Below are 12,917 nucleotides of genomic sequence, written 5' to 3'. Positions count from 1 at the left end.
TATGCGTAAAAGTAATCTTTTAGAACTTATCCATCAACTGGCTCCATGGATTTTTCTTCTTATTTTGACTCTTTTCTTTAATGAGATGCGCAACGATATAATCCAATGTATCCTCATGCTCACTGATCATTTTATCGGATAAGGAGATCAACTTCTGTATATTGTTGGGCGAGGCTGCATCTAATGATGCATTGATGCTCGATAGATTGGCTGGTTCTATGCGGAGATAATTCTGTTGCTTACCGTTACTTTGAAATAGTTGCCGAATAAAAAATTCGGTACTTTCAGAAGATGCACTTGTCATAATGTCAACTAAAGCGGGACCGATTTGTATAGCAAGTTTCTTTTTAAAATGTTCGTAATTATAAGCTGTTTTTGACATTCCTGTACCTAAGGATACCATAAACATGTCGTTTATCTGCGTGCTGTTAAAAGCCTTTAAAACTTCAAGTAAACCACATATTGAGGGGTTTTGAGCAAACACACCGCCATCAATCAAAGGGTATCTTGTTTTTGAAAGCGAATAGATCTCTGCAACAGGAAAAAATGTGGGTGCAGCGGACGTAGCCTTGCAAACATCTTTAAGGTAGAAATCCCTTGCTTCGCCGTGTGTAATTGCCTTTTGTTGTCTAAAAAAATGATTCTTCCGTAATTCAATGTTATACGCAGTGATGATACAGGGTTTGATAAGATGGCTCAATCGTGCATTTTGAAAATACTCATCCAAAACGTCTGATAATGTGTTGGACGAGTAGAGCTCGCTGACAAGACCAAATCCACCTAAAAAACGCCGCCATTTGGAAGCGTTGAAAATTTCAGTGCCATGATTAACAAATAGATTTAAGGCATCTCGCGCAGAAAATTTCGGATGGGTGGGATTGCCTTCTTCCGGATACAAAAGAATGCTAGTCAGAATTCCGCCGCTGCTTGTACCTGCAATAAAGTCAAAGTAGGAAGCAATCCGTGCATTGGGATCCATGGTCTGCTTTTGTAACTTCTCTTCCAGAGCGACAAGAACCATTGCAGGAATGATACCCCGGATACCACCACCATCAAGCGCAAGAATATTCTTCATATGCTAAAAACTGACTTAGTTAACGATATGTAAATATAATAAATGTCTCCAATTGACGGGAGTCATATATTGGTGACAATTGTGTCATATATCCTGTGCTTAAATGCATAGCGCATCTTTTTAGCTGCATTACGTTGCATAGCATCGTGCTATCCTCTTAACAGCTTCTGAATTGATGGGGATTTACCATACTTATTGTAGGGGGTTAACAGGGTATTAACAAGGGTTTACCCCTGTTAACCCCCTGTAATCTCCCTGTTAATATAGAGGCTGATGAGCGGATTATACAAATCTGATAGGATCGGAGATACTACAGAAAGGAATCTCGGGGTTTGTGGGTCGCATTGGACCATTTTAAACATTTTTACAAGATCGCTCTAAACAAAAAAAGCTGCCTCAAATTTTATTGAGGCAGCTTTTTTAGCGATTATAGATACCGATTTAATTGAACCAAGCAAATACTTCGTCTTTCGTTGGCATATTGATATCTAGTTTCAGTTTTTTACGCATACCACCAAGGTCATTAAAAACCTTGTTCGGATTCGCTTCTTTTAAAGCTTCAATGGTTGTAAAGCCCATTTTTTGTAAGGCAGGAACCCAAGCTGCAGGAATACCTTGTTCCTCATAATCTTTCACTTCTGCTACTTTGGCGACTTTTTCAGGTCTCATTTGTGGGAAGAAAAGAACTTCTTGGATTGACGCATTATCGGTCAAGAACATGATTAAACGGTCCATACCGATTCCAAGTCCAGAGGTCGGCGGCATTCCATATTCCAATGAACGAAGGAAATCCTGATCAATAAACATGGCTTCATCATCACCTTTTTCAGAAAGGCGCAATTGATCTTCAAATCGTTCGCGTTGATCAATTGGATCATTAAGCTCTGAATAAGCATTGGCAATCTCTTTTCCACAAACCATCAGCTCAAAACGCTCGGTTAAATCAGGATTATCTCTGTGCTTCTTCGTTAAAGGAGACATTTCTTTTGGATAATCTGTAATGAATGTTGGTTGGATGTAGTTTCCTTCACATTTTGCACCGAAAATTTCATCGATCAATTTGCCTTTACCCATGGTTTCGTTTACATCAATGCCCATTCCTTTGGCGGCAATACGGATTTCGTCTTCAGATTTTCCAGTAATATCAAATCCAGTAAATTCCTTTATGGAATCTGTCATCGATATCCGTTTATATGGTGCTTTGAAGTCAATTTTATGTTCCCCGAAGGTAGCTTCAGTCGTACCGTTTACAGCCAAGGCACAATGTTCTAACAGACGTTCTGTAAAGTCCATCATCCAATTGTAGTCTTTATAGGCTACATAAATTTCCATTGCGGTGAACTCTGGATTGTGGGTACGATCCATTCCTTCATTACGGAAGTTCTTAGAAAATTCGTATACACCATCAAATCCACCAACGATTAGTCTTTTTAAATAAAGCTCGTTGGCGATACGAAGATATAATGGAATATCTAAAGCATTATGGTGTGTAATAAACGGACGTGCTGCAGCACCGCCTGGAATGGATTGTAGGACAGGTGTTTCTACTTCCATATACCCCGCGTCGTTAAAGAACTGGCGCATGGCATTGAAAAGCTTCGTACGTTTGATAAATATGTCTTTGTTACTTGGATTTACGATCAAATCCACGTAACGCATTCTATAGCGTTGCTCTGGGTCTGTAAAGGCATCAAAAGTTTTACCTTCTGCAGATTTAACGACAGGTAGGGGACGTAGCGATTTGGATAAAACGGTAAGTTCTTCTACGTGTACTGCAATAGCCTCGGTTTGTGTTGTGAAGACATAGCCTTTGATACCAACGATATCTCCGATATCCAATAGCTTTTTGAAAACGACATTGTATAGGTCTTTATTCTCATCAGGACATACATCGTCACGCTTAATATAAGCTTGAATACGTCCGGTAGAGTCTTGAATTTCAAAGAACGAAGCACTACCCATCACACGACGACTCATGATACGTCCAGCAATGGTAATGTTCTTATAATTCAATTTATCTCTATCGTAATTTTCTAAAATATCAGCAGCATGTGCATTGACGACAAATTCGTTTGCTGGAAATGGATCAATTCCCATATCCAACAACGATTGCATCGCTTGTCTTCTAAGTTGTTCCTGTTCGGATAATACAGTACTCATTCGGTATGAATAATATTTAAAATGTGAAAATCACGCAAAAATAGCCATTTTTTTCAATTCTTTTTATGGATTTTTTTTGAAAACACTGTAGCGAAAGGAAATGGCATTCCGTTATATGGGATAAAAATAGTTAAATAGTGATATTATTACAAGGGGACATTCGACTATTTGATTTTGAGTTTTATAATTTTAATTTCGTTATCTCCTCGAAAAAAACGTTCATAATGAAGGGGAGAATTCGATAGATTGTTTACATGGCATGTGTTATTGATTGCATATGAAAGGCAATTTGTCTAAGTTTGAAACTTAATAATTAAATGGTTTAAGTGGGCATAATTCGGTCATATTTTTATAACAAGAAGCTATCATCTTTACATGATGCCTTAGAGCGTTGCTTGCGCGATCGTGAGGACGGCAAGGCTTTCGTTTATAAGAAGTATTATGGTTATCTCATGGCTATTATTATTCGTTATGTAAAACAGGATGTGGACGCGGAAGAGCTCGTGAATGAAAGCTTTGTTCGGGTATTTCGAAAATTGGAATCATTTAATAGGGATATTGAAGATGAAAATCTCGAAAAATCGTTTAGAGCATGGATAGGACGAATTGCTGCCAATATTTCGATTGATTTTTTACGAAGTAAAAAGCAGTTTTATTCGGTTGAAGATTTGGGAGAAGGGGATATGCATACACCGGCAGTACAATTGGACAGTCGACTGGAGGTCAATGAGATTATGCGTCTGCTCGATCAGCTCCCTGAAATTCAAAAAACTATTTTTAATCTCTATGAAATTGAGGGGTATTCACATGATGAAATTGCCCAGATGCTTAATATACCAGATAGTACGTCAAGGACTTATCTGACGCGAGCGAAACAAAAACTTAGAAAATTATACTTGGATTATACAGGCGTAGTTCAAGAAATAAGATAAATATTGTTGTTACGATGAAAGACAATAAGAAAAAGGAATTGATAGAAGAGATCATTGGACAATTAAAAGACCATGAACTACCTTATAAAGAAGGTTCCTGGGAGAAATTTGCCTCAAATTATGGCGTTTCAGCACATCGTTCCTCTAATTGGAAGTATTGGAGTGCTGCTGCGGCTGTGTTATTGTGTTTTGGTGTAGGATATTGGGGGCTAAAGACGAATGTGGAGACTGATTTACCTGCTGTCGTTTTGACACATCTGCCGGAACGCGAAGATGTTTTAGGTGATCATAAGGATTTAAAAGGATCGATACAGCGTTCGTTATCGGATGTTACGGGCGATAGGATTGTGAGTGCAGAGGTATTATCGGCGAAGAAGCCCTATACCTATTCTGTGCCAACGGACCATTCAACTGAAAATTTGGACAATCACCACTTGGTATTGAGTACTGGGCAATTAATGCGGGGCCACGATGTGGCTGTATCAGCCGATTTAAGAAGGCTGCAGTCCATGCAATTGAAAAATAATTCATTTTCAGCGCAGGTTGGTCTAACGGAAAGTGAAGTGGAACGAGTAAGCGCGTCAACAAATACCACTGTGACGAATAGTAGTGCCGTTATTGCTTCGGCCAATTCAGGGTTTATGTCGCCTGTTAATCAAACGCAACGCGATGCTGCAAAACTATCACAATTGTATGCTGCGCAACAAGGTGGGGCAAGGAATAGTGTTGTACACACGAACGTTAACCAAGATAAGAAATGGGAAATGGGCGCTTTTGTATCACCTGCCTCTACGTCAGAAAGTATAACGCTGGGCGGTGGGGTCGCACTAGCCTATAATATTTCGAGTAAGGTAAGTCTTCGTTCAGGAGCTTCCATTCAACATTATGGAGCTGTTTCGGGTAATTCACCCATTACTCCTGCAATGGGATCAAATTCTCTTAATGCAGATGCGCCAAATTATATTTCTCAATCGAATTTGAATAATTCCTTTGCGATGCGGGCAGCAGATGCAAAAGATGCAAAGAGTAATGAACGAGTGTCAGGTAAAATCCTAACAGTTGATATCCCATTGGATGTTAGATATGCGATCAACAAGAATTTCTATACCTCAGTCGGTGTATCCTATGTTGGTGTATTGGATCAGGAACGGGCAACGATCTATGAAACAAATAATACGGAGTACAGACAAAAATCCCAAGACAAAAATGTTGATGATAAAGGTGTGAACGGCTTTATTAATTTTTCAGTTGGTCGGAAACAGAAAGTTGGAAAATTATCCATTTCTGTAGAGCCTTATTATAAAGCTCCAATCGGAAATTTGAAATCATCCGATTTGAACTATAGCAACGGGGGAGTGAAAATAATTACTAGTTTTTAAATAGCATAATGCTATAAAAAAGCCGCAGTAAGCTTGAAGTTTACTGCGGCTTTTTTTATAGTCTGCAAATCGGGATTTATTAAATTTCATCAACGCGAACCCAACCCATTCCTGCGGCTTTCGCACCTTCAACTCCTGGGATCCGTCTTCGTAGACCAGGCATCTTTCCGGAGCAATATTCAATTGAGCCGCTGCCAAAAGAAAGGGTTGGGGTGAAGGTTTTCCCTCAGCTGTATCTCCAGCACAAACCAGTGTTTCCAAATCATCCCATACACCAATGGTGGTTAAGGTCATGGATAAGGTTGTTCTGGTTCCTCCTGAAACGGCAGCGATGTGTTTTTTACCTTTCTGATATTTTAGATGTTCAACAACGTAATCTACAGGCTTAGTCTTGAAAACATACTCGTCTCGAAAAATGGTAGACTTTAGTGTTGAAAATTCTTGATAATCGAAATCTACGCCATAGCGTTTGCTGATTTCCTCTGCAACAGCCACAGTGGGCCATCCGGCAGTTTCATCAATCAAATTGACGTCCAACTCGACCCCGTATTGTTGAGCTGCAGCCTTATATGATTGCTTGTGTGCATCCATATTATCAGCCAGGGTACCATCGACATCAAATAATAGCGCGTCATAGGATTCGGCAAGAAGGTTTAGTAATTCAAATTTTCGTTGTGATTCAGGTGACATATACTTTTAATAGTGAGCTGTAAAAATAAAAAAAATATAATTGGACGAGCAAAAAAGAAGCCTTCCCCTTGTTACAAGGAAAGGCTTCTTGCTGTTAGCTCCGTGTGGATTCTTCACAGAGGCAGCGTATAATTAGTGTGAACTTAAATTTTTCGCTTTCTCTTCATCGAAATTAGCTTCTAATTCAGCCAATTTTTTCTTACCGTATGCCATACGTGTAATCACAACGAATAGCACTGGAACGATAAAGATCGCTAGGAGTGTGGCTGCAGTCATACCACCAAATACCGTCCAACCGATTGTTTGGCGAGAAATTGCTCCAGCTCCATGGGATAGCATCAATGGAATAATCCCCAAGATGAAGGCAAAGGACGTCATGATAATTGGTCGTAAACGCAATTTTACAGCATCTAATGTCGCTTCATAAAGGTTCATCCCAATATCAACCCGTTCCTTAGCAAACTCAACGATTAGAATCGCATTCTTAGCAGCAAGTCCAATGATGGTGACCAGACCAATCTGTGCATAGATGTTATTATCCAATGTAGGGATTAATGTTAGGGTTAATATAGCCCCAAATACACCTAGTGGTACAGATAACAAAATGGAGAAAGGTACAGACCAACTTTCGTATAAGGCAGCCAATAGTAAGAACACAAACAGGATACATAAGGCAAAAATTTGGATGGTCTTTGACCCGGATTGCATCTCTTGAAGAGATAGACCGGAGAACTGGTAGTCAAAACCTTCTGGTAATGTTTGTGCAGCCACTTCTTGCAAAGCTTTCAATGCATCTCCAGATGAGAAACCGGGAGCCGAACTACCATTAATCTCGATACTTCTAAAGATATTGTAGTGGTTGATGATTGAAGGCATTGTCATTAATTCGTACTTGACCAGTGTACCCATCGGTACAGGGTTCCCAGAAACATTGTTGACATACAATTTGTTGATGTCTTCAATATTCATACGGTACGGAATATCAGCTTGTGTCACGACACGGTAACTACGACCATACTTTGTAAAGTCATTGACATAGCTACTTCCCAAATAGGATGATATTGTCGAATAAATACTTGAGATAGGCACGCCCATACGTTTTGCCTGTTCACGATTGACCTCCAATTTGTAGTTTGGAGAATTGGTATTAAACATCGTGTAGGCCATTCCAATTTCCGGACGTTGGTTGGCTGCCATCAAGAATTTGCCGACTGTTGCTTCGAAATCTTTGATATTTACAGTCTGTAAATCCTGTACTTGCAAAGAGAAACCTCCAGATGTACCTAAACCTGGAATTGCCGGCGGTGTTACCGCCAATACCCGTGCTTTGGTATAACCCATGTATTTACCCATAATCATTCCAGCGATATCGTTTGCAGTACGTGTACGGGTTTCCCAAGGTTTAAGAGAAACGAACACTGTTGCTCCATTGGATTTAAACGCGCGGTTTAGGATATTGATACCAGAAATTGCGGTAACATACTTGATTTCAGGGAAAGTCTTGTGTAGATCGGCTTCAATCTCTTTAAGGACTTCATTAGTACGTGCAGAAGAAGAACCTTCCGGCAAAGTAATACCTGCAAAAAATGCACCACCATCTTCCGAAGGAATAAATCCTGTCGGTTTGGTTGTAAACATCCAGCCTGTTCCGATAAAAATACACAACAGAATGATCAATACAAGTGGTGCTTTTTTGATTGCTTGTTTTACACCATTGGAGTATCTGATGGTCACCTTTTCAAACCAGACATTAAATTTGTAGAAAAATTTATTCAAACCTTTGGCACCTTCATGTACTGCTGTTGGTTTTAATAAAATCGAACATAATGCTGGGGTCAACGAAAGGGCAATAAATGCAGACAACATAACGGACACAGCGATCGTGATGGCAAATTGTTGGTACAATTTACCGACCATCCCAGGGATAAAACCTACAGGAACGAATACGGCAGCCAAAATTAATGCAATTGCAATAACCGGAGCGGTGATATCGCCCATGGCGCGACGTGTCGCTTCTTTTGCATCCAGCTTATAATGGTCGATATAGTGCTGGACAGCTTCCACCACAACGATGGCATCATCCACCACAATACCGATGGCCAATACAAAGGCGAGCATGGTCAGGTTGTTGACCGAAAAGCCAAACATCAGGAAGAAGATGAATGTACCGATGATGGATACAGGAATTGCCAATACGGGGATTAATGTTGCCCTCCAGCTTTGAAGGAAGAAAAATACCACCACTGTTACCAGGATCAATGCTTCAACTAGGGTATGGATAACCGAAGAAATTGAGGCATTTACTACCGAAACTGTCTCGTAACTGATGGTATAATCTACGTCAGTTGGAAAAGATTTCTTTAATTTTTCCAATGCTGTCACAATACCTTCTGCGGATTCTACGGCATTTCCTCCCGGGGTCTGGTTAATCATCATCGCAGATGAGGTCATACCATTTACGGTAGATGATGTACCATAATTAAATTGACCCAATTCAACACGTGCAACATCCTTTAAAAGTACGATAGATCCATCTTTGTTGGTTTTTACAACGATGTTTTCAAAGTCTTCCGGATTCGAAAGGTCACTATCGGTAATGATTGGATATTCAAATACTGTCGAAGACTCTTGTGGACGTCCACCCACACTACCACCAGGTATGCGGGAGTTTTGTTCCGCAATCGCTGTCGATACATCGGCCGGGGTCATGCTTAGATTAGCCAATTTATTTGCATCTAGCCATACACGCATTGAAAACGGCTGACCAAAAGCGGTTACGTCACCGACACCTTTCACACGTAAGAGCGCATCTTTAACGTATAAGTTATTGTAATTGGCCAAGAAATTTTCATCTCTTGTTCCTTTTGGTGAAGTTAAGGCAACCAACATCAGGATATCGTTATTGGCTTTACGGGTCGTAATTCCCAGACGTCTCACAGCTTCGGGAAGGGCTGGTTCAGCGATTCCCACGCGGTTTTGTACGTCTAAGGTCGCAATATCGATATCCGTACCTACTTCAAATGTCACCGTAATTGTTGCTTGACCATTTGACGTACTATTGGACGACATATAAATCATGCCAGGTGTACCATTGATCTGACTCTCGATAAGAGTTGTCACGGTTTGTTCAACCGTCTGTGCATCAGCTCCGGTGTAATTGGCCGTAACCGTTACTGTTGGAGGTGCAATAGAAGGATACTGGCTAATTGGCAACGTGGATACTGCAATGATCCCGATAATTGAAATCAATATCGAAATAACGATTGCGGTAACTGGCCTCTTAATAAATACTTCTGAAATCATTCTATATCTTTTAGATTCTCTTTAAAAAATTAATGGTGTTATTTTCCTTGAGGTGCTCCTTTGGCAGCCTGTTGGGCAGCGACAGCAGCATCAACTACTTTAACTCCATTTTGGACATTCATGGTACCGTCGACGATAATCTTTTCACCGTCTTTGACACCTTCTTTAATCACAATTTTATCACCAGCTTTAATACCTAATTTTACTTGACGTATTTCGGCTTTACTGCTATCATTCACCGCATAAAGGTTAAATACCCCGAGCTGCTCAAAGACCGCTTTGTAAGGTACAACAACTTCTTCTGTAGCCGAGGTTGTTGATACATTCATCGTAATATTCATACCAGCCCGCAATTCGTTGGCATTGTTCGGGAAAGTCGCCCGCACTTTGATTGTTCCGGTAGCAGGGTCAACTGCGCGGTCAATGGTTGTGATCGTTCCTTTGCCTTCATAAGTGCTTCCATTTGGCAATAAAAGAGAAAGGTCCGAAGATGAATGGCTACTTTGCAATTGAGTAAATTTGGCAATATCCTTTTCGTTTACCTGAAACTCAACAGCAATTGGGCTGGTTGAAGACAAAGTATTCAATAGGGTTGTACCTGGGTTAACCAAGGCTCCCAAACGTACCTGTGATATCCCTACAGTACCACTGAAAGGAGCGCGGATCGTCGACCGTGATAAGTTTGTATTTGCAGTGACCAATGCCGCACGAGCCGACTCTACCTGTGCCTGAGAAGCTGCTACATTTGATACTGCATTGTCAAAAACCTGCTTCGCAATCGCATCTTTATCGGCCAATGTCTGGTAACGTGCTAAATCTCTTTTTTGTCGGTCCAAATCAGTCTGTGCGACCTGTAAGCTTGCTTTAGCTTGTTGGACAGCTGCGTTGTAGCGTGTTCCATCAATTTCATAAAGAGCTTGTCCTGCGGAAACTACTGCACCGTCAGAAACATATATTTTTGTGATATAGCCGCTTACTTCCGCATATAGATCTGCTTCGTTCAACGGTTTGACTGTTGCTGGATAGCTGATTGTACCTGTAACAGTCTCATGCGATGCGACACCAAAGCTGACAGGGACAACTTTTTCAGCCTGAGCCTGTGCTGCACCTTGCTTTTTTGCATCTTTATTTCCACAAGAGGTCCATACTAATGCCGTCCCAAGGAAGAAAGCGAATAATAATTGTCTTTTATTCATGATTTGTATTAGTTTCCGTTTATTGATTAATTTGTGTGGATTGCCCCAACTGCTTTCTGAACATCCAATTTACTTGATAATAGCGCATAAAGGGAGTTCAAATAATTGAGCTGTGTTGTTTTGAGATCAGTCTCTGCCGTCATTAAATCGAGGTAAGTTTTGATACCTTCGTCATATTGAAGTTTGATTGTCTCGTATACTTCTTTGGAGAGATCCACATTTTCTTTAGCTGTTTTCCAGTCATTTAAATTTGCATTATAGGTTGCCTTTGCCAACGAATATTCTGTGTTAATGCTGTTTTCTAAATTTTTGATATCCCAGTCAATTCTTTCTTCCTGCAATCTGGATTTATTGATTTGTTTTTTACGTTTAAACCCGTCGAAAATTGAAAAAGAAACATTTAGGCCAGCTACTGAACCCGGGAAATTGTCGGAATAAAGCTTACTGAATTTATCATTTCTATAGTTGAATGCGTAATTATAAAAGGCACTTACGCTTGGTAAATATGTCCATTTATAATACTGTGTGCTCAACTGTTGAATCTTTTTCGATGTTTCCAATTGTTGGAATTCAATTCGATTAGAGACACTTATTCCTGCAGTTGTATCAAGTAGAATCTCTGATTCCATACTGCTATTGTCAAATGAAAGCGTCAAATTTTTGCTTTTATCCAAAGCTAGCAATTGTTTAAGGTATTCGTATTTATATTTACGAAGCTCAACCGTTCTTTTCTCGTCAGCATTCGAATTTGCCAACGCAATTTGCGCTCTCTTATAGTCGGTTTTATCAACTAAACCCACATCATATTGTGACTTCGCATCTTTCAATTGTTTTTGAAGGCGAGCAATATTTTCGCGAACAATCTTGATCTGCTCTTCCGAGGTAAGGATGTCATAATAGGCTTTACTGACCTCCACAACAGCTGTTATTTTTTTGTTCTCCGTATTTTGTTTATTACCGAGACGTACCAGCTCAGCGGCTTTTTTTGCCTGCATTAGCTCCGGATTAAGGATCTGTTGGTCTGCTTGAAGCGTTAAGGCACTCGCATTGTTCTGCCCCATTTTAATATTATTTCCGCCAATATTTGCTAATGGAACAATGACATTATAATTGTAACTTCCTTTTAGACCCAATTGTGGATACCAACCTGAAAGGGAGATGTCAATATCTTTTTCACCGATGGCCTCGTCCAATTGTGCTTGTTTTACAGAGATTTGATTACGTAAGGCGTAATCAATCAGCTGCTGAAGTGTTGCATTTGCCGGCAAGTTTTCAGATTGCTGTTGTGCAAATCCTGTATTACTCAAAAGCGACAGGGCCGCCAAGGAATAAACGATTCTATTAAACTTCATATATGTAATTAATTATTTTTTTCTCTATTAATAGCTCCATCCCAAATAATCCCAATTAAATCTTCTACATTCTGTTCAGAGAATTTGAGATCTTTAAATTTGATACTGTGAACAGTCGATAAGGCTACACCAATATAACTGGCCACCAAAAGATGGACGTCTACCTGTTTCAATATTTTTCGATCAATGCCTTCTTGTAAAAAATCAACAACTTTATTTTGTCCACCTACAGGTTCTTGTATCTCAGCTTTGTTTTTCTCGTAATAAGGAGAGGAAAAAAACTGTTCAAAAAAACTGAAGATATGCCCATTTTCTAAATAGAACTTGACAAAGTTGCGCCAGATATGAATAAAGGAATCTTTATAATCGAAATCATCTTTTATACCATCAAAAATGTAATCATTCAGTAATGTTCTACAATGTTTGAACAGTGCAAAGATTAGGTCATCTTTTGATGGAAAATAATGGTAGATAGTTCCTATTGCTACATCAGAATCTTGTGCGATTTTGCTCATCGGCGTTCCATGGAAGCCGTTTGTTTGTATAAGTTTTAGTGTGCTGGCAAGTACTGCCGCAATTTTTTCATTGGAATTCATCAATCGAACGTTCATTCGGTTGCAAAATTAACGATTAATTTGGATCCAAAATGTCAGAATATTGTTATAAATCAATAAATATAAAACGATTTGAACCAATAATACAATAAGGAAAAAAAGGTGAAATTGTTTTCAACTTTTTATTTTTTTTGATGGGCGGAGGGGAAGTAGTGCCAAGAGTGCCAGGGTTGTAGCTTGATTGTCGCTTGCAGATTGGCCCGAAGATCTTTCTTA

9 protein-coding genes are annotated in these 12,917 nt (G+C 39.7%); 2 read left to right on the top strand and 7 right to left on the bottom strand.

Going from position 1 to position 12,917, the window contains the following annotated elements; translation table 11 throughout:
• Positions 1-19: 19 nt before the first annotated feature.
• Entirely contained in the window at positions 20-1,075 is a 1,056-nt protein-coding gene (locus BV902_RS15795; RefSeq protein ID WP_075992758.1) for a patatin-like phospholipase family protein, read from the bottom strand.
• A 441-nt stretch (positions 1,076-1,516) separates the two neighbouring features.
• A complete protein-coding gene (lysS, locus tag BV902_RS15790) occupies positions 1,517-3,235 on the bottom strand; it encodes a lysine--tRNA ligase (RefSeq protein WP_075992757.1) in 1,719 nt (572 codons plus the stop codon).
• A 326-nt stretch (positions 3,236-3,561) separates the two neighbouring features.
• Here lysS and BV902_RS15785 point away from each other — a divergent pair, with 326 nt between their 5' ends.
• Together BV902_RS15785 and BV902_RS15780 are read left to right on the top strand one after the other, a co-directional pair.
• Positions 3,562-4,167, top strand: coding sequence for an RNA polymerase sigma factor (locus BV902_RS15785; protein ID WP_075992756.1), 606 nt, complete (start codon positions 3,562-3,564; stop codon positions 4,165-4,167).
• Positions 4,168-4,181: 14 nt separating this feature from the next.
• On the top strand, positions 4,182-5,546 hold the full coding sequence (locus BV902_RS15780; RefSeq protein ID WP_075992755.1) for a hypothetical protein: 1,365 nt from the start codon (positions 4,182-4,184) through the stop codon (positions 5,544-5,546).
• On the opposite strand, the gene BV902_RS15775 is transcribed toward BV902_RS15780, so the two are convergent.
• From BV902_RS15775 to BV902_RS15755, 5 genes are all read right to left on the bottom strand, one after another.
• Positions 5,493-6,236 carry an HAD family hydrolase gene (locus BV902_RS15775; protein ID WP_237241676.1) on the bottom strand — a complete coding sequence of 248 codons (744 nt, stop codon included), beginning with the start codon at positions 6,234-6,236 and terminating at the stop codon, positions 5,493-5,495. The two genes, BV902_RS15780 and BV902_RS15775, sit on opposite strands and share 54 nt — an antisense overlap.
• 132 nt (positions 6,237-6,368) lie before the next feature.
• Positions 6,369-9,539: an efflux RND transporter permease subunit gene (locus BV902_RS15770; protein ID WP_075992754.1), complete on the bottom strand. Its 3,171-nt coding sequence runs from the start codon at positions 9,537-9,539 to the stop codon at positions 6,369-6,371.
• A 38-nt stretch (positions 9,540-9,577) separates the two neighbouring features.
• Positions 9,578-10,735 carry an efflux RND transporter periplasmic adaptor subunit gene (locus tag BV902_RS15765; RefSeq protein ID WP_075992753.1) on the bottom strand — a complete coding sequence of 386 codons (1,158 nt, stop codon included), beginning with the start codon at positions 10,733-10,735 and terminating at the stop codon, positions 9,578-9,580.
• A gap of 26 nt (positions 10,736-10,761) precedes the next feature.
• Positions 10,762-12,087, bottom strand: coding sequence for a TolC family protein (locus BV902_RS15760; RefSeq protein WP_075992752.1), 1,326 nt, complete (start codon positions 12,085-12,087; stop codon positions 10,762-10,764).
• Positions 12,088-12,095: 8 nt separating this feature from the next.
• Positions 12,096-12,683: a TetR/AcrR family transcriptional regulator gene (locus BV902_RS15755; protein WP_158638758.1), complete on the bottom strand. Its 588-nt coding sequence runs from the start codon at positions 12,681-12,683 to the stop codon at positions 12,096-12,098.
• Positions 12,684-12,917: the final 234 nt, after the last annotated feature.

It is taken from the genome of Sphingobacterium sp. B29, assembly GCF_001952815.1.
In the GTDB taxonomy this organism is placed as follows: domain Bacteria; phylum Bacteroidota; class Bacteroidia; order Sphingobacteriales; family Sphingobacteriaceae; genus Sphingobacterium; species Sphingobacterium siyangense.
The sequence above is the reverse complement of the archived record's forward strand: the minus strand, read 5'-3'. Positions and strand labels throughout refer to the sequence as shown.

What these genes read in the sequence shown, in the direction of transcription:
- BV902_RS15795 (WP_075992758.1), bottom strand. Translation starts at nt 1,075, where the DNA reads ATGAAGAATATTCTTGCGCTTGATGGTGGTGGTATCCGGGGTATCATT.
- lysS (WP_075992757.1), bottom strand. Translation starts at nt 3,235, where the DNA reads ATGAGTACTGTATTATCCGAACAGGAACAACTTAGAAGACAAGCGATG.
- BV902_RS15780 (WP_075992755.1), top strand. Translation starts at nt 4,182, where the DNA reads ATGAAAGACAATAAGAAAAAGGAATTGATAGAAGAGATCATTGGACAA.
- BV902_RS15775 (WP_237241676.1), bottom strand. Translation starts at nt 6,236, where the DNA reads ATGTCACCTGAATCACAACGAAAATTTGAATTACTAAACCTTCTTGCC.
- BV902_RS15770 (WP_075992754.1), bottom strand. Translation starts at nt 9,539, where the DNA reads ATGATTTCAGAAGTATTTATTAAGAGGCCAGTTACCGCAATCGTTATT.
- BV902_RS15765 (WP_075992753.1), bottom strand. Translation starts at nt 10,735, where the DNA reads ATGAATAAAAGACAATTATTATTCGCTTTCTTCCTTGGGACGGCATTA.
- BV902_RS15760 (WP_075992752.1), bottom strand. Translation starts at nt 12,087, where the DNA reads ATGAAGTTTAATAGAATCGTTTATTCCTTGGCGGCCCTGTCGCTTTTG.
- BV902_RS15755 (WP_158638758.1), bottom strand. Translation starts at nt 12,683, where the DNA reads ATGAATTCCAATGAAAAAATTGCGGCAGTACTTGCCAGCACACTAAAA.